Raw genomic sequence first — 20382 nt, 5'->3', positions numbered from 1 at the left:
AAACAAATTCGGTTTCTAATACATCAACTTCCCAACGTCGTAGCGTAATTGTTCCCAATCCTTGTAAGTTTTGGAGATTGCCATTGATAGGACCGTTGAGGGTTAAATCACCAGCTAGTCGAATATCATATATGGGAAACTGTTGCACTCTTAACTCATTTACCAAATTTACCTGAAAGTTCTTTAACCTAGGCACAAATAGATTATTTTGGCGACTAGGGGCTAATGAGGGAGTCTGATTAGACGTATTCTTAACGCTTTTTTCGTCACTTGCCTCGGTCTTGGTTTCCTGTATCTTCGGTATAAAGGCTTGGCCATTTTCTAAGTTAATGTTTCCTCCAATAACTGGACGCAATGCTGAACCCGTAATCACGATATTACTGGCTACTCCCCCTTCATAGAGCCCTGCTAACTTTAGGTTATCTTTAGGAATTTTCAGGGTTAGAGGATTGGAGGAGTTTATCTTATTTGAGGCTATCGGCAATTCTCCAGACAGGGAGAATCCAATCCCTGCTAGGTTACCCTCGAGAGTTTTTTGACCTTCTTTATCGGGATAGTTTACTACTTCCAAGCGTTGCTGATCTAACTTAACCTTGCCTACAACATTGAGAGTAAAGTCATCCTCCAGGAGCTTGGTTTTGATAGTGCCATTCTGGATATTAACCTCAGATGTTCCTGATAAGTCTTTAATTTTGATACCATCTGCTAACTCCAAACGTCCACTAACATCCAGTTCTATATCAGCGGTTCTATCCTCTCCATTCACCCATGCCACTTGTTCTTGAGTCACGACACTCAGGAGTGCCATGGCTGGAGTTGCCAGCTTGAGGTTGATATCTATGCGATCGCTATTGGGTTTGGGGGGAAAGGGGACTTTACCAGAGGCTTGTAGATAATCTGGTTTGTTGGTGTCAAAGTCAAGACGAGAATCAACATAGTCGAAAGTCACCTCAACATCATCAAGGGAGGTATCATTCACGGAGCCATCTACAAAAGCGACTTGCCCATTGGTGACTTGGGGATTGGTGAGACTACCTCCCAGTTCGCCTTTAGCATTCAAGTTACCTGCAATGTCAAAGGGAATAGTGACAAAGTTGCTGGCTAAGTTGCTTACTGTCTCTAAAGATAAATTCTGGAGGAGGAAGTCTCCGGAGTTGCTTTCTTGGGCAAGCTGTCCTTGAAATGCTAAGACTGTTTCCCCCAATTTCATTCGGGCTGGCTGCACAGTAATCACACCTTGGTCGTAACTTCCTTTAGCAACCAATTGGTTGACCACAATTACTTGATTGGGGGAATTAGCATACCACTGCCAATTGTTGCCCTCGACATTAAAATTGACTTTAGGATTATTCAAGATTCCGGCAACTGCAATTTCCCCAGTATACTTACCTCGAATATCTAAATTACTCAGGAGTGTAGTAGGATCGAAAGGGTTAGCAACAGCGTCCTCTTGGGCATTAATTTTAGCGAACCGTTGTAGGATAGCGGCTAGGGAGCCTGCTGGTATAGTACGTAATGGTCGTAATTGGTCAGCGTTGCCAGATTTATTGTTACTAAATTTATTAGTAGAAGAATTAGTAGTTTGGAATCCTTGGACGATGTCGATAATATCAACACGTTTGACAATAGTCAGTAGGTCTTCAATATAGGCTTCTGGAATAGTAAGCTTGCCGTTTATTTCTTGAGACTTGAGATTAAATCGACCATTTTTGAATAAATATCGACTGTTGCCTAAGATTAAAGCAGCTGATGCGATCTGGGCAATGTGATCTTGATAGGAGAAGTTAGCACTAACTTGTTTAGCGTTGATTTCTCCTAGAGCAAGTTGCTTAATGTCGATAGTATTACGACCAGAGGTTTCTAGGGTGAAAAGATTGAGGTTAGCTTGCCCTGTTACTTCACCCTGCAATTTACCGGGAATACCGTAGGTCAAACCAGGCCTAAGATTAAGGATAGCTAGGGAGAAATTCTTGATCTGAGCGGTTAAGTTATCTCCCCGGCGTACTCCTGTGATCATCATCGGGAATTGTGACCCTTGTCCCTGTTTGAGTGTAAAGGATGCGGGCAGGTAGGGAGCAAGACATTGCTCTCCTCTAGTACAGGGTTGGAGGCGAGATGCGATCGCATCTTTCTTTCCTCGTAAATCTATGGCTAATTCTTGTCCTGGCGCAACGGTTACTGGCCCAGCTAACACTGGCTCAAAGGTTAAGTCATTAACCTTCAAATTCGATAGCTGTAGATTCCCGGTCAGATTGACATTTCCGGGTAGGAAGGGGGCTGAGAGTAAATTTTTTCCTTGGATGCGACCGTTCAAGTCAGCTTGACCCTTGACCTGAATTTGATACCCTGGGGAAATTTGCTCCAAAGGTAACCGACTCAATAGCAGGTTATAGGGTAATTTACTGAGATCAGAACCAACCTCTAGGTTTAGATCTGTTCCAATCTCCCATGGCATCTGACTAGGGTTGGTTTTGGTGAGATGGGACAGTAGGATTACTCCATTAGCATTAAAGGAGTGTTTTGGCAACTCTAGCGATATGGTATTTGCTTTAATGGTAGCAATCGCACCAGGATTGAGCAGGGGATTAAGGTTTCCGGATAAATTCAGTTTACTGTTCACCGGTCCTAGCTCTAGTTTTTGGTTACCCAGCTGAGGTAATAACTGACTAACCAGTAAGGAGGAATCAAGATTAGTGGTATTGATGGCAGCTTGCCATAGACCGTTGCTGAGGGTGCTATTTAGGTTAAGTTTGCCTTGGGCTAGTACTCCGTCAAGGTCTGCTTGTAGGTCAGTCTGATTGAGTAGAGTTGGGGGGTCTAGGGTGTTCAGTCGGCTCTTTAACTTGACTTTCCCCCCGATTTGGGTATCGATAGAGTTTGGAAAGTTAGCCAAGGCAATTTGGGATGCGATTTCCCCTACATCCAGGCTGTTTGCGATCGCATCCGCAGTCAGCACCCCAGAGGTGAACTGACCAATAGCATTAACATTGCCACCACCTACACCTAGGTTTCCATCAAAGCTAGCCTGAATTGCCTTGAGTAGGTCGAGGTTAAATGATGAGCCGAAAGCTAGTAGAGACTCTAAAGAACTAGAAAGCTTAGCGTTACCTGACTTGAGAGCTATCGGTAGGGCTAGATTAGGGAAACTATTACTCAAGCTATTACTCAAGTTAATTTCAGTGGCCCTAGCATTGACATCCAGATTCCCTGACTTTAACTGGCCTTTGGCATTAACTTGACCATCAGCGACTCCTAAGTTTCCCTCAAAATTGGCATCGATAGTATTGAGGCTCTTCAAGTCCTGATTCAAGGCAGAGGCGAGCAGAGATCCCAGGCTTCCGGAAAGATTAAGCTGACCTGACCGTAGCGCTACTGGTATGGTCAAATCGGGCACTAGGGGATTGAGCTGAATTTGACCAGCTAATGCATTGACATCCAGATTCCCTGAATTTAATTGACCTTTGGCATTAACTTCACCATCAGCGACACCTAAGTTTCCCTGAAAATTGGCGTTGATAGTATTGAGGCTTTTCAAGTCCTGATTCAAAGCAGAGGTAAGCAGGGATGCCAGGGTTCCAGAAAGATTAAGCTGACCCGACCGTAGCGCCACTGGTATGGGCAAATTGGCCACTAGGGGATTGAGCTGAATTTGACCAGCTAATGCATTGACATCCAGATTCCCTGAATTTAATTGACCTCTAGCATTAACTTCACCATCAGCGACACCTAAGTTTCCCTGAAAATTGGCGTTGATAGTATTAAAGCTGTTGAAGTCCTGATTCAAGGCAGAGGCGAGCAGAGATCCCAGGCTTCCGGAAAGATTAAGCTGACCCGACCGTAGTGCTAGTGGTATGGCCAATTTGGAAACTAGGGGATTAAGCTGAATTTGACCAGCTAATGCATTGACATCCAGATTCCCTGAATTTAACTGACCTGTAGCATTTACCCTACCCCCACCCACCCCGAGCAACCCATTAAAATTGCCATCAATAGTATTAATCAACCTATTGAGATTGGGAGTTGAGCTAGAGGAGAGCAGAGACTCTAGGGAACCAGAAAGGTTGATTTTGCCAGAATCCAAACCAATCGGTAAACCTAACTTGGGCACTAGCTTATTCAGTTGAATTTTAGAGGCTCTGGCCTCCAATTCCACCATGCCCCGATTTACCTGACCTGTAGCCTTCACCTTACCCCCTTCTACCCCCAGCTGCATATCTCCGGTTGCCTCAATAGATTTAGGAGAAAAGGATTTGAGACTACCAGAGAGGTTGATTTTCCCTGTGGTCAACTGTCCCGACAGGGGTAAAAAGGGGTCTAGAGGCACAGCGTTAGCCACTACAGCAGCTTCCCACTTACTCGTTTTAAGGTTTCCTGTACCCGTGGCAGTAATTGTCCCTTTACCGACCTTGACCTGGGTGTTACGCAGCAAAATATTCTGATTGAGCAACAGGAGTTCTCCAGCACCAGAAACCCCGATATCCTTTGAAGATGAAGTGGATAGGGCTGGTGCTTGCCAAATTAGACTCCCTTGGGGGTTTTGAGTGTTTCCTCTAATGGTAGCTTGGGCGTCGAGGTTGCCCAGGGTAATCTGAGATAGCAGGTTATTGGGAGATGCGTTGGCGTAGCCGCTCCTGCGGAGCATCGCATCCACCGGAAGGGCAGCAATAAAATCGAAGGCTAGAGGCATTGCCTGCCCTTTAGTTCCCCCTTGCTGGTCACTAGCCAGTTTTACCTGACCACGCCCAGTAATTTTCCCACCAGCCTCAGGTTTTACTAAGAAATCCGTCAGGACCACTTGGGAAAAATTCCCAGCCAAGTCAGCCTGAATCTGAGCCAACTTAACCTTATCGATGGTGGTCACTTTAGTATTGCGTAGTTTACCAGTCACCTCTGGCTGGTCAATCGGACCGGTAATCGATAACTCCGCAGCCATTTCCCCATTTACTGGCACTGGGGATTTAACCGGAACAGTTTTCAGCAGCTTCGCCAAGCTAAAGGGTGTGACATCAACATTCAGGTCAAACCCTTTTGTCCAACCAACTTGACCAGATACCAACGCCTCAATTGCGCCATAACTCCCCTGAGTTTTTTCCAAGCGCACCCGGTCTCCCTGGAAGCGCAGTCTAGCGCTAGCCTTCACCGGTTCCTTCAACGGGTTTACTTGCACCTGAATCCCTTTAAATACCGCCTTACCCTTGACATCGGGAATGTCCTTAATCGAAGGCAGGGAAATATTCAGTTTGGCATCTAATTCACCAGATTGGAGATTAGCTGGGATATTGGGAATAACCGCTTTGATTAACGGCATCAGCTCCGCCAATGCCAAGTTTTGGACGTTGACCCATGCTTTAGTTTGCCCAGTTGTCAGCCATGTCTTGCCCTCCAGTTTGGTCTTACCCTCAGCAATAGTAGTTGTGATGTTATACCTGAGACGCTGATTGTTGTTGGATAAGCCAGCAGTAGCATCAAGTCTGACCTTGAATGGGTTAGTCTGACCATAGGGTAAAAGGGCAATTTTACCATTCCACACCCGCACCTTAGCATCAAAATCAATCGGAGGAGAGAAGGAATTATCGAAATTCAAGTCTTTTAAATTAATCCACTCTCCATTTGCCTCTTGTTGGGCATACACATCCACATGTACCAAGTTAATGGTGACAGGCAAAGGGCGTTTTAGAAGCAAAGGCAAGGGATTAAAACCTACTTTGATCTTTTTGATAGCCACATGGTCAGGGTCAGTGGTGGTAGCTGGGATAGAGGATGGTCCCAACTCTAGGCTAGTCAGGTATAGGGCTTTCAGTTGTCCAACCCGTACATCTCGCTGGATAACCTTACTCAGTTCAGTTTCAATCCAGCCAGGTAAGTTTTGGTATAGCCACATCCTGACCCCAAAATATCCCACCAGACCAATGGTCAGGGAGATCATGGCAAAGGTAATAGTAGAGGGGCGTTTTCCCCATTGCAGTACAGTGGCTACAGCACTCCGGCTTTGATTTACCTCTGGTTCAGGGGGAGGATTTTGGGAAGGCTTGGTCATATCCGAATATTAGGATGATTAGAGGATTTGCTGAAAATTATTCCAGATCGGCTGCAATATATTCCGGAAATTGACTGATACAGGGTCGCTAAAATTTTATGATGGAGGAACTCACAAGCTAAAACCCCGGGTTTTTAAACCACCGGATGTAGGCTCGCAGCGACTTTAGTCGCCTAGAAAAAAACCTAGCAAAATCCGGAATCATCGTTAATGCTGATATAGTCTTAGATATAGGGTACAGGCTGTGAAACCGTTGGCTCAACCGGGGTAGAGACCCGCAATTGATTGACCATAAAGTAGTAATGCCCGGAGGGAAGGGAGAATCCTCCTTTCTTGATGCAATAGCGAGTGGGGGAAACCACGGCAGTCGCTCATGGGGGGGACCCCCAAGACCGCGCTGCCTCCCCAAGACCGCGCTGCATCGCTAAAAACCCAATCGTCAATTAACCGTTGGCGTGTGAACCGTTGAAGTTTCACTTTTGAGATAAAAACGGTGCGCTTGACCCATTAAGAATTAAATTCGCCACGGGTCGCACCGCAAAGTACGGTGGGGTTAGAAGTTACCGTAAGAAGAGTGGAGCCTTTATAGTTAGTTGGCTATGAGTAAACAGTTTTAACCTTTCTTGATGCAATAGCGAGTGGGGGAAACCACGCCAGTTGCTCATGGGGGAGACCCCCAAGACCGCACTGGCTCCCCAAGACCGCGCTGCATCGCTTTTGATTAAGGCTCCACTCTTCTAAGGTTTCGTTTCCGGCACACCGAAACTTGAGGAAAAGGAAGGGAAACGGACTTTTAAGGCACTTCCAGTAAGTACTCGTTCGCGTAGCGTCGGCTAAAGCCGATACGCAATCGCGAGAACTGCCCTCTAGGTCTGTCGTGAATTGACTGGGGACTTGGTGTTTTCAAGGGTTTGCGGGTTTTGTACTGTCCTGTTTTTGGCGGCGTCAAATATTGGAACTCGGCGGTTTACGGCGGTTCGTTGATCTAAGAATCCCCGCGTCTAATGACCGGGGAGTGTCAATGGTGAAAATTCTGAAGATAGGGTGATCGGGTAATGGGGATAATTGGTGATGGGTTAATCTGGTTTTTGAGCGGCCAGCCCTGAAACGCTACTATAAACTTAAAGGATAGGAGTAGACATCAATACAGAACAGCAAGACCATGCGATCGCGCTTACTGCCTAGTAGTATCCTTAGGGATTAGTAAGAGCTACTACTGATGCTTGGCTTCCTCGAAGTTTAATGAGTCGAGTAAACAACATCTTGAACTTGGGTAAATCGAATCGGTCGATACTGTCCGGTCACAAACAGCTCAATTTGAACAAGTTTTTTGTAGGAGGATATGAATGACATCCTATGCAGCGTCTTCTGCTAGAGCAGAAATGAGTGAACTCCGACGACTAAAAACCTTACTACCACCAGAGCTACAAAGCTGGGTGATGGTGGAAGGATCCACAGAAGTGAATCCCCCTTTGGTTCGTTGTGAAGAACTGGGTTCAGACGAGGTAGAAATTCAAATTGACCTAACTAAATGGGAGCAGCTCGCCCTTGACCAGCGTAACCTGCTGTTTTGGCATGAAGTTGCCCGGATTCAAAATGACACAATTCCTAAAGAAGGGTGGGAAATGGCAGCCCTAGCCATTGGTTTAGGGGGTGCTGTCGGGGAACTATGGGTACAAGATGGCTTATTGCTGCTGTTGGCTTTAGCCCTTTGTGGAGTATCAGGTTGGCGACTGTATCAAAAAAACAATGGGGAGAAAAACCTCAAATATGCCATCGAAGCTGACGAAAAAGCGATCGCACTTGCCACTCGCTTCGGCTACACCCTACCCAATGCCTACAAGAGTCTAGGCAGTGCCTTGAAAACCTTAATTGAAATCACCCCTAGTCGTCGTCTACGGCGCAGATACGAAGACCGGCTGTCTGCTCTCAAACGCAGTGCTGCTAAAGCCAAAGCCCAAGCCAAAGCCAAGCGAGAAGGCACAACCATGTAGTGTGATGTCTAGGCAAAACTTAACTGTTGGTTGATGGTTGATGGTTGATGGTTGATTGTTAACTGTTGATTGTTAACTGTTGTTTGTTCACCTTCAACCAAATAACCTTCAACCCAAATAACCTACCCAAAGGGAACCCCAAAGGCGAACAACATTTTAGAATTAAGAATTTAGAATTTAGAATTTAGAATTCTACATTCTGCATTCTTCATTCTACATTCTGCATTCTGACAAACAACCTACCCAAAGGGAACCCCAAAGGCGAACAACCTTCAACCCCATAACCTACCCAAAGGGAACCCCAAAGGCGAACAACCTTCAACCAAATAACCTTCAACCAAAGAATTTTCAACCAAATAACCTTCAACCAAATAACCTCCAACCAAATAACCTTCAACCAAATAACCTTCAACCAAATAACCTTCAACCAAATAACCTTCAACCAAATAACCTTCAACAGACCCCTAAAGCTGACCGATCATTTTATGGGTCTGAGGGATCACTCGTACTTGCTTAAGAGAACGCTTCATTAAAACCTGCCAAGCCAGAACCTGCTCCGGAGTAGGAGTAACTATGGGTTGCCCAGAGCCCTCCACCGGAGTCACTGGTTGCAGAAATACTGGAATTTCCGGGCTAAGCGCTGCTACTAAATCGGCAGATTGTTCTAAGTCCGTGGGGTCAGTGTGGTAATCAATAATTAACTTGACAAATACCTCGACAGATGAGTTGTGGCACACCTTCAGAAATTCCCTGTGAGCAGCCCATCTGTTCTCTCCACTCACACTGGGCAACTTGATATCCATACCCACTGAATCCAAATAGGGCAAAACCCTTGCCATCTCTTCAGGACGATGACCGCCAGTTTCTAGGTAAATGGGCAATCCAGTTAACTGTCGTAGCTCAGGCAGAAATTCCACCAGAAACGGAGTATGAAGTAAAGGTTCACCCCCAGTCAGGCTAATGCTATCGTGCAATCGATGTTTATTTTGTCTGTCAACCCATTTCAGTAGCGATCGCAAGGGGACTGGATTTGGATAAGTTTCAAAATCACGCTTACCGGGAGTCTGTTCCACCTGACATTGAGGAGGCACAGCCCAGGTATGGAAACTGTCGCAGAAATGACATCTTAGATCACATAGGGCAAACCGGATAAAGATCTGACGAGTGCCAACATTTAGCCCTTCCCCTTGAATAGCAGAAAAAACTTCGATTAGGCGGGCAGTTGGTTGAGTACCACAGGGCATGTTCACATTTTCAAAGATTTCATGATATTTGACTAAATTTTTGCCGAATCGTAACGTTCTAGGACAAAATAATGGTCAAGACTATAGGTTAGAATCTAGCGGTTTTTCTTTTATGATGGTTGATTCAGTCAAGAACCACAATTTCCAGGTAATCTTTTCACAAGATGCTCCCGTGGTGGAATTACCTACTCGTGTAAGTGTACTAGAAGCTGTGGAGTTTAAGCAACTATTTCAGCAGCTTCTCCAAAAAATTCCTCTACCTGAAACAATCATCTTTGATTTTCACCAGACTACTTTTATCGATAGCAGTGGTATCGGTGCATTAGTGAGTAATCACAAAAGCGCCCTAGAACAAGGGGTTAAAACGTTGCTAAAAAATGTCACTCCCCAAGTCATGTCTGTATTGGTCATGACCGGACTAGACCAAAGGTTAGCTATAGAAGCATCAGATAATAATACCACACGAAACACCAACAAATCAGTAAATCACTTACCAACAACCCATCCCTCAGTTAGATCTCCGGTGAAGCGATTAATCGATATTGTCGGTGCAATCGTGGGTTTGGGCATTACTGCTGTTTTGTTTATTCCTCTTGCCCTTGCTATTAAGCTAGATAGCCCTGGTCCGATTTTTTTTGCTCAAATCCGTTGTGGTTGGATGGGAAAGCGGTTTCGGATCTGGAAATTTCGCTCCATGTGTGCTAACGCTGAACAGCTAAAAAAGAAAGTTAAAAATCAAGCTGATGGCAAAGTTTTTAAAAATGAAAATGACCCCAGAATCACCAGAGTGGGTCATTTTTTACGGAAAACCAGCTTAGATGAACTGCCTCAGTTCTGGAATGTTCTCAAAGGAGAGATGAGTTTAGTAGGGACAAGACCACCAACAGTCAATGAAGTAGAAATATATGAGGTTCCGGAGTGGCAACGTTTAAACGTAAAACCGGGTATCACTGGTGAGTGGCAGGTTAATGGACGCTCAAAAATCCGTAGTTTTGAAGATATCATTCAAATGGACTTAAAATACCAACATCACTGGAGCTTAGCCCATGATATCAGACTTATCTTCAAAACTATCCTGGTAGTGCTTCGTAAAGATGGAATGTAGTTTTATGGTTAGATGAGTTTGGACCCCGCACTTTCGCCCCTAGTGGCGAAGGTGATGGTAGTTGATCAAATGCCAGCCTAGCTTACCTTGGAACCGAAAACTAAATGTTCACGAATAGATGACAATAGACCTCTTGGCAAAGTATTTGTCTGATCTTGTCTTTCTCAATTATTGTCCGCTGATCCGAAGTTACCTTGTCCGCAGTTCCCGTAAACTGCGGCGAAGTCTAATGCCATAGACCGTGTAAACACCAGAATTTTTAAAAGTACCATCAAACTCGATCAATTTAGGCTAATATAGTGGTTCCCACTAGACCGATCTGCATCGACTAGATCATCGGAACCTCCGTGTAGCAGAAGAGTCATTGTTGTTTTTCTCTTACAAAATAGTGGTGCTTATTAATAAAACCTGGAAACTCAGTCGGTTGATGTGCAATGGCAAACCGCTTCGAGCATCTCGTCTAATGGTCCAAACAGACTTGAGTGAAGTTAAAGATGTATTACAGTGGTTTGAAGAATTCACTTCTGACCCACTGCCTCAGGAATTTTGGCAACAGTGTCAAATTGCTTTGGTGGAAGGCTTTACTAATGTAGTACGCCATGCTCATCGACATTTACCTAACACTACAGTAATAGAGCTGGAGCTAAAGTTATTTACTGACGGATTAGAAATGCGGCTTTGGGACTATGGACACCCCTTTGATTTCCAATCCAAGCTGGAATCCCTCTACCAAGAGGACTATGACCCTTTAGAAAAAGAAGGAGGTAGAGGGTTGATGTTTATGAATCAGCTGACAGACGAAGTTTCTTACCAACGTCTGTCTGACCAACGTAATTGCCTACTAATGCGTAAATGGTGCTAGATTTCCGCTGCGGCGCGTTCAATTAAGCTACGCGCCAGACTTTGAATGCCAGTGTGTTCGTAATAGTTAGTAGACATATCCAGAAAAGCGGCGAGATAGTCTAACTTGTCATCAGAAAACTCAATAAAACTTTGCAAATTATTAGCGATTTGTTCTGGGGTCACACCTCGGTCAGTAACGAAATCACTCATCCATCCCTTCACCGATTCAAAGCTTTGACCAATAAAGCTGAGCTTGCTCTGGGAATCATCCCCAGGAATCGCATCCTGAATACCTTTGAAACTGCCACTGTGTTCCAACTCGTTGGGAGTTAGACGCTCTAGAGTTGACTGTACTCCCATGATAAAGTCAGGACCAAGGGGAATCAGGCCATCAAAACAAACCAGTGCTGCCATACGCATTATAGATGCGCCACCATAGTCAGCTAAGGCAGCTACAAAGTCACCAATGCTATCTCCAGGCAGACCATTAATTTGGCAAAACCCGATCAATTCCCCTACCACTTTGATCGACAGATCAATGGTTTGGGCTTTGTCAGCTTTCGGAGTCAAGCTGTTCAAGAAACCCAACAAGGGAATTTTTTCACCAACCTTGTTCGCTAAAGCTGCTGCCCCCAACGCCGTACCAGTGCTATCAATGGTTTGGTAAATCCACAGCGCTCTTTGGTAGCCCTGGGAGCGGTCATTGAACAGATAGACGGCGCGATCGCCAATTTCCTGAATTACCTCTTCGTCTTCTTCACCAGTGATGGCACGAATGGTATTTTCAAATCCCACTAAATTTTCCCACTCTCCAGGCACAACAAAGTCTAGAGACTTCAGCGCCGAGATGGTCAGGTTCTTAGTTGGCAGATCATCAACGATTTCATAAATTGCTTTGCTCACACTCAGACTCCTTTACAATCTGATACTTTCGAGTCATTAGTCCTTGGTCATTAGTCCTTGGTTATTAGTCCTGAGTGACCAACACCGAGTCTGATCGTAGCTACTGATGGTAGTTACTGATAACTAATGACTGATGACTAATGACCTACTTACTTGTGATTCTTATGATTCTTGTGATTGAGGATGGTTATTCCCCATTCACCTTTTTTCTTGTAGCATTTATTTCCTAAAGTCGGGAAAGACCACTGAGGTTAAATTTTGCTAACCAGGCTTTGCGATCGCTAGCGGTAAACGACTTATCTCGGGATTGGATCTTTACCTGGTAGCGCTTACCGACCAAAATAGCGGTTTGAGTTGAACCAATTTCCCGGGCTGGATAACCAGCAATGGTTTGACCACTTTGCTGATATTTGGCAGCAGTGGTAGGAGTGCTGCTGGTATCAGAAATTGAGAGAACTGCCACCTCAGTGCCATCTTTCTTCAACTTGGCTTGAGCAAAGCCTTTTTTCTCCTGGGTATAGACTCGTTGATAACCGCCGCCTGATGGTGGGAAAAACTTGTTGAATTGAGACCCTTGAGTGGCATTCTTGGTAACAGCCTGACCACTTCTAGCCTGGCTGCTGGCCTGTTGTGCCTGGTCAAAACGAGAGGGCGCTTTTTGAGCGCAGGATGTTACCAGCAATACTATGCTGAGTAACATGGTCGCTAAAATTGCCTTTACACGAGACATAGTCATCGTTTTCTCCTTGAATGATGTATGCTGCTTATTTAGCGAGACTATCTAGGGGAAACCTTACCAGAGCTATCTACAGGTGCGCGCCCGTTCGCGCCCCGGGTCGGCTTTGCCGATAAGCCGCGACCCAAGGCCGGGTTCCCTAGCCATTGGAAAGCGCGCAAAGACCGAATTTAATTCTTAACGCGGAAAGCGCACCTAATCCGGAAAGCGCACTTAACAAAGATTTCCCAAGTGCCCCATGGCTTGGTCAAATAGGTAACCAGTAACAATATCCCACTCTAGGCATAAAACCACTACCCCCTTCTGGTCTTGAGCAACTGGTCACAACGTTCTGCCAAGGTGTACTCCCTGCTTTGTAGACGAAGTCCAAAGCTGAAACACCTGCCAAAGCCATCCTAGAAAATTGTAGTCAATACTTTGCAAAATGGGGAATAGGGAATAGGGAATGGGAAAACGGGAATAGGGAGCAGCGGATCTGGGCATAGGGAACAGCGGATCTGGGCATAGTTATAGCGCTACGCTTAGCGTCAGAAGTTATAAGTCAGAAGTCAAAAATAAGCTAGGACTAAGTTTCGGAGTTTAGAAGCGATGCAGCGCGGTCTTGGGGAGGCAGCGCGGTCTTGGGGGTTCCCCCCGGAGACGAAACCTGTTTATTGTGGAGCCTTTATAGTTAGCAGGTTATGCAGAAAAGGGTTAAATATTTTTTAATAAGGCTCCACTATCTTACGGTAACTTCAAACCATGAGCGACTGCCGTGGTTTCCCCCACTCGCGGCATGGCTGACAATGTCAAACATCTGAATGGGTAGTGCTATAAAAAATTATGTCTACCTTATAGCTATGAAAAACTCTATACAATTCGACGCAGCTTTAAAAGGATATTACTTATTTTTTTTATAAATCGACTTTCGCAATTTGATCATGACTTTTAATTAATATTTAATTCCTCTGACATCCGTAAAAATTCTGAAACAAAAAAAAACTAGTTTACACTCAATTGCGGGATTGCACCCATGAAAAATAGTGTTTTTTTGGATAATAATAGAATTATTGGTAAATTCAATTATCAGTTGATATCACAAACTAGTCGTCATAGTTTGCTAATCATACGACCATTACCAATGAGTAATTACTAATTACTAATTACTCATTGGTAATTAGCAAAAGGGAGGATTTATTAGTTGTAGCCATAATCATAATTGGCATAAAGATTCTTGCTGTAGCTCTTTCAAACCCTTTAGAAATGCACAATTTTAATATTTTATCAAGGTAGATTATGTTAATTTTTGTTACAAAAACTGTCATCCAGGCGTAAAATATGGAATTGAAGCCGAATAAATAGTTATAGGCTTAAAATCCCTGATTGGGCATTGTGCACAACCCACCTGACTTGACAATGGTCTTGAGTTCTCAGTGCTAAAGCCAATAAATCATCAATAAACAAATTTGGTGAGTCTACACCCGGCTAGCAACATCTACTAGAGATTATGCGAATCCTAATATATTCTTACAACTATCATCCAGAGCCAATTGGGATTGCCCCCTTGATGACTGAACTAGCAGAAGGGTTGGTCAAAAGAGGGCATGATGTTCGGGTCATTACTGCGATGCCCAACTATCCTCAACGTCAAATTTATGAGGGATATCGACGGAAATTGTATCTTACCGAACACATTAACGGTGTGATTGTAGATCGCTGTTATGTGCGGATTCGCCCAAAACCAAATTTGATCGACCGATTATTGCTAGAGGGCAGCTTTGTTGCTACCAGCTTCCTCAAGGCTCTGATTTATCCTCGCCCTGATATTATTATTTTAACTAGTCCACCACTGCTAGTTTCCCTACCAGCTGCGATTTTGGGGTGGATACACCGAACGCCAGTAATTCTAAATCTCCAAGACATTTTGCCAGAAGCTGCGATTAAAGTAGGCTTACTGAGTAACCAACCTCTAATCCGTGCATTAGAGGTTGTAGAAAGGTTTGCTTACCGCACAGTCACCAAAATCAGTGTTATTGCTGATGGCTTTACCGATAACTTGCGCAGCAAAGGTGTGCCCAGCTCTAAAATTGTCAAGATTCCCAATTGGGTTGATGTTAATTTCATCCGTCCTTTACCAAAAGAAAACAACTCCTTTCGCACTGCCCATAACCTTAATGGTAAGTTCGTTATACTCTACTCTGGTAATATTGCCCTCACTCAAGGTTTAGAAACTCTGATTAAGGCAGCATCTAGGGTAAATCACATTCGAGATATTGTGATTGTGATCGTCGGAGAAGAGAAAGCCTTAGGCCGACTAAAGCAGTGCTGTAGGAATTGGAAGGCCAATAATGTTAAGCTACTACCATTTCAACCTCGGGAAAAACTACCGGAAATGCTAGCAGCAGCGGATGTGGGGTTGGTGATACAAAAGCAGAATGTAATTTCGTTTAATATGCCCTCCAAAATCCAAGTACTGCTAGCTAGTGGTCGCCCCATCCTAGCTTCTGTTCCTGCGAATGGTACCGCTGCCAGAGCTGTCAAAAAAAGCGGTGGTGGCATTGTTGTTCCCCCAGAGGATCCAGAAACTCTAGCAGCAACAATCTTAGAGTTGTATAACGATCCCGCAACAGTTACATTACTGGGCAACAGAAGTAGACAACATGCTCTTCAATATTATTCCTTCGATCAAGCTCTCAACCGTTACGAAGAACTCTTTTCTGACATTCAAAAGAAGCGGTTACTGGCAGCGGTTCAGAAGTCTTGATCAATCCCTTTTACTAATTAGGGAGTAGGGAGTAGGGAGTAGGGAGTAGGCAATAGGCATGCTAGCAATAGGCAATAGGGAAAAAATCTTGTGTACCTCTTGAGAGGTACACAAGTTGTGGATGTTAGGGCAGAAGGAATAGCGATGCAGTGCTATTCCCGACTCCCGACTCCCGACTCCCGACTCCCGACTCCCGACTCCCGACTCCCTAAAATCAGGTTTTCTGCTCAGGAATTACCACCGACCATACCTATCCATACCCCACGCCCCTCCAGATTTCACAGGTATTTTAGTCTCTGCAACTTGTACAAAAAACTGCTCATGATGCTTCCAGCTAATCTCTCCATGCCACGCTTTAATTAGAGCTTGCTCAACAACCCGAGGAAGTTCCCACCATGATAGGTTTTCCTGTAATAGCAATTTTTTAAGTCGCTTTAAGGCTTGCTGAGATGCTGGATCTTTAGAATCAAATAAAGGAGTTGCCAGTCGAATCGGATCCTTTTGAACAGCACTGATTGACCGACTCACCACTATACTAATTTGCTTAGCTAACTCCTTCATCCCTCGTTGCTTTTGGTACTTCCAACCTTTTTCACTGGAAGCATACAAGGGTGGGAGGCGATTGAGAGCATAGGTCGCTACTTCGATCGGATTAATACTTTTAGCTATCTCGGGGGAAAGTTGCTGTAGTCGTCGCTCGATTTCTTCTTCAACGAGGATTTCCATAACATTTTGATAGGCTTGAGTTCTTTGCATTGACCCTGACTTCATGACGATAACTCAATTAATTAATAGTTTTTATTATCATGATTCTCCAATGCTTAGGTTGATAAACAGGTTGTTTTTGTGTATACGTTCTGTTTGTTTGACTAATTTGAGTTAAAGTTATGGTAAAGATTTAGACTAATTTATCTTTGTGATGTTATTTAGCAAAGGGAATAGGGAACAGGGAATAGGGAGTAGGGAGTAGGGAGTCGGGGTAACTATGTGGAATGCACCTCATAAGTATGGAAAACGCCATAAGCTGTTGCGCATTTAAATTGGGTATTATTCAGTTATAAAAAAACCGTCAAACCCTCTCCCCAGCTCCCCAGCTCCCCAGCTCCCCAGCTCCCCAGCTGTCAGAACCATCAAATTTAAATGAAGACCAGCTTATTACAGTTATCAATAATTTCATCTCCCCATCTCCCCACATTCTTTCCCTGTTCCCTGTTCCCTGTTCCCTGTTCCCTGTTCCCTATTTGATAGAATAGAGTGATTTGCTTAAACAACCATTCCGATAATGTACGATACGATCGTGGTTGGCTCTGGTAATGGAGCCTGTGGGTTTCTGAGCTATTACCTAGAAGCTGGTAATGACAGGTCTATCCGGAAGCGGGTGTTAGTGCTGGAGGAGGGAGATGATTTCTTCACTACCAGCGACATTACCCACCAGAACAACTGGACTAAGTCCTACGCAGAGGAAAAGGTATTCAAGCTTCACAATGCCCTGACCCCCAAGGGTATTCCGATTATATCCGGGCGGGCCTGCACTATGGGTGGTGGCGGCTCGATTAACTATACCATGATGCATGAGTCGTCGGAGTGGCTCGCGACACATATTGGTCAAACGGCAGCCTATTGGGACAGCCTGAAGGCAGAGTTGAATCAGAAGTTTGCTAGACCAAACCCGGTAACCGATCCCTCACCTGTGACTAAACAAGTACTCCAGGCGGCTGAGAAGGTTGGTTTTGTGGTGAGTACAGACGCTATCGACAATATTCCTAATTTGGAGGTCACCGATACCGGCCTGTTGCACCTTTTTCCAACCCAGTTCAACTCATTTGGGCAGCGAACCCACAGCGGAGTATCCATTGTCGATTGGTTTGGCCAGGGCGTGGAGATCAAGACTAGGTGTAGGGTTGAGAGACTTGAGTTTTCTAAGGAGCAAGGGCAAAAACCACGGTGCGTGGGGGTGCATGTTAAGTACCTGGACACGGGGATGACTGAGCGCTTGTCTTTGAATCCGGATGGTGGAAAGGTGATTATGTGCGCAGGGGGTGCCACGCCAAGGCTGCTCTGGTCTCACCGCGAAGAATTGGGAAACGATCAGATCGGGGAGCATGTTAATGACCATATTGTCATGCCCCTGGGTATCTATGTCGTGGACAAGAGCATCGATGTTACCGCTCGGGATGTGTACATCCCTGTGTTTGGGACAACGGTATGGCAACCAGAACCAGAACAACCGGGACAGCAAACGGTTTGCTGCTTCGATTTCTTTTCTGGTAATTTTGAGAGGCTGTGGTTTATGATTGCCCACCTTTATCTGGCGTTTCTGTTCCCAAACTGGCTCAAGAAGTTCGTGATCAGGTTACCTTGGTTGTTTAATATCATCAAGAACGTGATCAGGGTGTTTCTTCAGGGAGTCAATTTGATCATTAACCTGTTATGGGGAATTTATAACCTAGTTCAAGGCAAACCATGGCATGATGACCCAAGCTTGATTACTGCGGCGATTAAGTTTAATGCTGCTAAAGAGGGTTGCTATTCAAGGGAGGACTCTCGGATTGAATTAGATTTCTTTGGAGAAGAAGAACAATCCGATTTCAATCAGGATAAAGTGGTAGCCAACAGTGAGATTGCCAAGCACATGGCACTGTTGAATGGCTTGGGAGAACAGCCACATTGGTTAGTTAAGTGGTTCTTGCGACTGGTAACTAAGATGCCCTACGAAGAGAACCAGATTGAGGAGTATGTTGATGTTTACAGTCGCAGGTTTTTACTGTCGGAGCAGCACTTGTCCGGGGGATGCTTATTCGGCAAGGCGATTGATAAAGGACTCGACAATGCAATAGATACTGGGAAAGTATACGGGTCAGCTAATGTGTATGTGGCTGACCTTTCTGCTGTGCCCTTGCCCCGGATTAGTACGCAGATGACAGCTTATTTGGTTGGTTTCCATGTGGCGAAGAGGATATGTGTGGGGAATGGGGAATAGGGAGTTGGGAGTCGAGAATCGGGAATCGGGAATCGGGAATCGGGAATCGGGAATCGGGAATGCTGTTAGTCACCCAAGTCATCATTCAGATTGCTTTCTTCATTGCCTTTAAGGAGTGCCCTTAAACAATTATTGACCGTCGTTGGCACCTTGTCTCCATGAAGGGTCTGGTAAAATTCCAGCAGACGCTCCTTATCGAAGAGGGGAGATAATTTGACTTTGACTTTATGAATTTCATCCCGTCCTAAGTCGCCACCCAGTTCCCCTCCGACCTCGCCCCCAGTTCCTAACACGTTAATTTTGATATTTCCCTTTGCACCTGCTTTTGGAGTTCGCTTGACACTAACTTGTAGTTCCAGTTCCACAGATTCAACACACAACAAGGGAGCATCTTTTTCCTGACCTGGTGCTACGGAGAGCAGATCTTGTTTAACCTGTTGGATAAATTCAGATAATCCAATGGCGCTGTTATCGTTGTCAGACATTACTCTGGTATAGTTAGTTATATTATTCAACAGCTTAACTATAGGCAAGGTTCTGGGTAGTTGTCACGCGGCTTGATGCCAGTTCTACCCATTTTAAATTCCGGCCACTGGCAAGATGCCAGTTCTACACAGGGAATATTCCGGAGCCACTGGCAAGATGCCAGTTCTACAGGGGGAAGAGGGAAGAGGGTAAAGGGTAAAGGGCAAAAGGGCAAAAGGGTAAAGAGTTACGGAGTCCACGCACACCCACACACCACCCGAAAACCAATATTGCCGACGTCGCGCCTGAGAGCCGGATAACAGTTGAAGCGAGACCCAGAACGGCAGCTTACAGGGTTGTAGTTCCAGGAACTACCCCGCAATAGCCGCTTATTTTCATTATAATTATCATTATGGTTATCGTCTAGCCACGCACTACCATCCTTAGGCGCATCTTCATAGTTATCATGCCAATGGTCTGCACACCACTCCCAAACATTCCCATGCATATCGTAGAGTCCAAAGTCATTGCCTACCCCAAAACTCCCCACTGGGGTGGTTTGTCTAGGATAAATCCCTAATGGCCCATTACCATAAGACCCTTTCCAACGACCCTGTTCATCATCTGTTCCACGGTAATTAGCATACTCTGTCGTAATCGTCTCTCCAAAATGAAACGGGGTGGTTGTTCCGGCTCTACAGGCGTACTCCCACTCAGCTTCGCTGGGCAAGCGATAAGGGCGTTTCGTATACTGGGACAGCCGCTCACAAAACTCCACTGCATCATACCACGAGACTTGCTCTACAGGTAGGTCTTCCCCTTTAAAACGGGATGGATCGGGTTCAAGTTCTGTTTTGACTTGGGGTAGGGCGGCGACAGCTTGCCATTGGGCTTGGGTAACTGGATATTTGCCCATGAAGAAGGATTTAAGGGTGACTAGATGCTGGGGACTTTCATCATTACTATGCCCCTCTTCAGTTTCTGGGGAACCCATAACGAAAGTGCCACTGGGGATGGCAACCATGTCCAAGGTGATACCATTTCCCAAGTCTTCAGGAAAGTACTGAATTTCTCGCCAATGGTGGTTGATAATAAGGTTTGATTGCTGTTCTTCTTGACTTGTTTGTGGCATCACTATGGTTGGGTTTAACTGATGTAGAACTGGCACTGATCCTGTAGAACTGGCATCTTGCCAGTGATCAATGGTAGAACTGGCATCTTGCCAGTGATCAATGGTAGAACTGGCATCTTGCCAGTGATCAATGGTAGAACTGGCATCTTGCCAGTGATCAATGGTAGAACTGGCATCTTGCCAGTGATCAATGGTAGAAC

15 protein-coding genes are annotated in these 20382 nt (G+C 45.1%); 5 read left to right on the top strand and 10 right to left on the bottom strand.

The genetic code is table 11. From position 1 onward, the window contains the following. Positions 1 to 6037: translocation/assembly module TamB domain-containing protein (locus F6J99_RS22705; protein WP_293115543.1), on the bottom strand; the 6037-nt coding region annotated here is incomplete at its 3' end. A 1346-nt stretch (positions 6038 to 7383) separates the two neighbouring features. Between F6J99_RS22705 and F6J99_RS22700 the strand changes: the two genes are divergently transcribed. Continuing rightward, the gene (locus F6J99_RS22700) at positions 7384 to 8031 is read left to right on the top strand and encodes a DUF3318 domain-containing protein (protein WP_070393511.1); all 648 of its coding nucleotides are present in this window, start codon (positions 7384 to 7386) and stop codon (positions 8029 to 8031) included. 272 nt (positions 8032 to 8303) lie between these two features. On the opposite strand, the gene F6J99_RS22695 is transcribed toward F6J99_RS22700, so the two are convergent. Together F6J99_RS22695 and F6J99_RS22690 are read right to left on the bottom strand one after the other, a co-directional pair. Next, entirely contained in the window at positions 8304 to 8477 is a 174-nt protein-coding gene (locus tag F6J99_RS22695; RefSeq protein WP_293115540.1) for a hypothetical protein, read from the bottom strand. An 18-nt stretch (positions 8478 to 8495) separates the two neighbouring features. Continuing rightward, complete coding sequence (locus tag F6J99_RS22690; RefSeq protein WP_293115538.1) at positions 8496 to 9275, bottom strand: 7-carboxy-7-deazaguanine synthase QueE; 780 nt, start codon at positions 9273 to 9275, stop codon at positions 8496 to 8498. A 115-nt stretch (positions 9276 to 9390) separates the two neighbouring features. On the opposite strand from F6J99_RS22690, the gene F6J99_RS22685 reads away from it, so the two are divergent. Together F6J99_RS22685 and F6J99_RS22680 are read left to right on the top strand one after the other, a co-directional pair. Beyond that, complete coding sequence (locus F6J99_RS22685) at positions 9391 to 10380, top strand: sugar transferase (RefSeq protein ID WP_070396741.1); 990 nt, start codon at positions 9391 to 9393, stop codon at positions 10378 to 10380. A gap of 367 nt (positions 10381 to 10747) precedes the next feature. After that, positions 10748 to 11242 (top strand): ATP-binding protein, encoded by a 495-nt coding sequence (locus F6J99_RS22680; RefSeq protein WP_365973934.1) that lies wholly within the window; start codon positions 10748 to 10750, stop codon positions 11240 to 11242. On the opposite strand, the gene F6J99_RS22675 is transcribed toward F6J99_RS22680, so the two are convergent. The 3 genes from F6J99_RS22675 to F6J99_RS22665 all read right to left on the bottom strand — a co-directional run bounded on the left by F6J99_RS22675 (position 11239) and on the right by F6J99_RS22665 (position 13345). Next, positions 11239 to 12126 carry a hypothetical protein gene (locus tag F6J99_RS22675; RefSeq protein WP_293115536.1) on the bottom strand — a complete coding sequence of 296 codons (888 nt, stop codon included), beginning with the start codon at positions 12124 to 12126 and terminating at the stop codon, positions 11239 to 11241. The two genes, F6J99_RS22680 and F6J99_RS22675, sit on opposite strands and share 4 nt — an antisense overlap. A 226-nt stretch (positions 12127 to 12352) precedes the next feature. Continuing rightward, positions 12353 to 12862, bottom strand: coding sequence for a hypothetical protein (locus tag F6J99_RS22670; protein ID WP_070393514.1), 510 nt, complete (start codon positions 12860 to 12862; stop codon positions 12353 to 12355). Positions 12863 to 13183: 321 nt separating this feature from the next. Then, on the bottom strand, positions 13184 to 13345 hold the full coding sequence (locus F6J99_RS22665; RefSeq protein WP_229423921.1) for a hypothetical protein: 162 nt from the start codon (positions 13343 to 13345) through the stop codon (positions 13184 to 13186). A gap of 1003 nt (positions 13346 to 14348) precedes the next feature. Here F6J99_RS22665 and F6J99_RS22660 point away from each other — a divergent pair. Continuing rightward, on the top strand, positions 14349 to 15605 hold the full coding sequence (locus tag F6J99_RS22660) for a glycosyltransferase family 4 protein (RefSeq protein WP_070393515.1): 1257 nt from the start codon (positions 14349 to 14351) through the stop codon (positions 15603 to 15605). A gap of 234 nt (positions 15606 to 15839) precedes the next feature. On the opposite strand, the gene F6J99_RS22655 is transcribed toward F6J99_RS22660, so the two are convergent. Next, a complete protein-coding gene (locus F6J99_RS22655) occupies positions 15840 to 16361 on the bottom strand; it encodes a late competence development ComFB family protein (RefSeq protein WP_070393516.1) in 522 nt (173 codons plus the stop codon). A 526-nt stretch (positions 16362 to 16887) separates the two neighbouring features. Here F6J99_RS22655 and F6J99_RS22650 point away from each other — a divergent pair. Next, the gene (locus tag F6J99_RS22650; protein ID WP_293115531.1) at positions 16888 to 18585 is read left to right on the top strand and encodes a GMC family oxidoreductase N-terminal domain-containing protein; all 1698 of its coding nucleotides are present in this window, start codon (positions 16888 to 16890) and stop codon (positions 18583 to 18585) included. 65 nt (positions 18586 to 18650) lie between these two features. Here the strand turns inward: F6J99_RS22650 and F6J99_RS22645 are convergent, their stop codons facing one another. The 3 genes from F6J99_RS22645 to F6J99_RS22635 all read right to left on the bottom strand — a co-directional run. Continuing rightward, positions 18651 to 19070 (bottom strand): trypco2 family protein, encoded by a 420-nt coding sequence (locus F6J99_RS22645; RefSeq protein ID WP_293115529.1) that lies wholly within the window; start codon positions 19068 to 19070, stop codon positions 18651 to 18653. Positions 19071 to 19108: 38 nt separating this feature from the next. Next, positions 19109 to 19285: a hypothetical protein gene (locus F6J99_RS22640; protein ID WP_293115527.1), complete on the bottom strand. Its 177-nt coding sequence runs from the start codon at positions 19283 to 19285 to the stop codon at positions 19109 to 19111. A gap of 12 nt (positions 19286 to 19297) precedes the next feature. After that, positions 19298 to 20382, bottom strand: a 1085-nt coding sequence (locus F6J99_RS22635) for a formylglycine-generating enzyme family protein (RefSeq protein ID WP_293115525.1), incomplete at its 5' end; no start/stop codon positions are given.

Source organism: Moorena sp. SIO4G3 (assembly GCF_010692305.1).
GTDB classification, from domain to species: domain Bacteria; phylum Cyanobacteriota; class Cyanobacteriia; order Cyanobacteriales; family Coleofasciculaceae; genus Moorena; species Moorena producens_A.
This window is presented reverse-complemented; position numbering and strand designations above follow the sequence as displayed.

Excerpts from the sequence above, each read along its gene's own strand:
- F6J99_RS22700 (WP_070393511.1), top strand. The coding sequence starts at position 7,384 with ATGACATCCTATGCAGCGTCTTCTGCTAGAGCAGAAATGAGTGAACTC.
- F6J99_RS22690 (WP_293115538.1), bottom strand. The coding sequence starts at position 9,275 with ATGCCCTGTGGTACTCAACCAACTGCCCGCCTAATCGAAGTTTTTTCT.
- F6J99_RS22685 (WP_070396741.1), top strand. The coding sequence starts at position 9,391 with ATGGTTGATTCAGTCAAGAACCACAATTTCCAGGTAATCTTTTCACAA.
- F6J99_RS22670 (WP_070393514.1), bottom strand. The coding sequence starts at position 12,862 with ATGACTATGTCTCGTGTAAAGGCAATTTTAGCGACCATGTTACTCAGC.
- F6J99_RS22665 (WP_229423921.1), bottom strand. The coding sequence starts at position 13,345 with ATGCCCAGATCCGCTGCTCCCTATTCCCGTTTTCCCATTCCCTATTCC.
- F6J99_RS22660 (WP_070393515.1), top strand. The coding sequence starts at position 14,349 with ATGCGAATCCTAATATATTCTTACAACTATCATCCAGAGCCAATTGGG.
- F6J99_RS22655 (WP_070393516.1), bottom strand. The coding sequence starts at position 16,361 with ATGCAAAGAACTCAAGCCTATCAAAATGTTATGGAAATCCTCGTTGAA.
- F6J99_RS22650 (WP_293115531.1), top strand. The coding sequence starts at position 16,888 with ATGTACGATACGATCGTGGTTGGCTCTGGTAATGGAGCCTGTGGGTTT.
- F6J99_RS22645 (WP_293115529.1), bottom strand. The coding sequence starts at position 19,070 with ATGTCTGACAACGATAACAGCGCCATTGGATTATCTGAATTTATCCAA.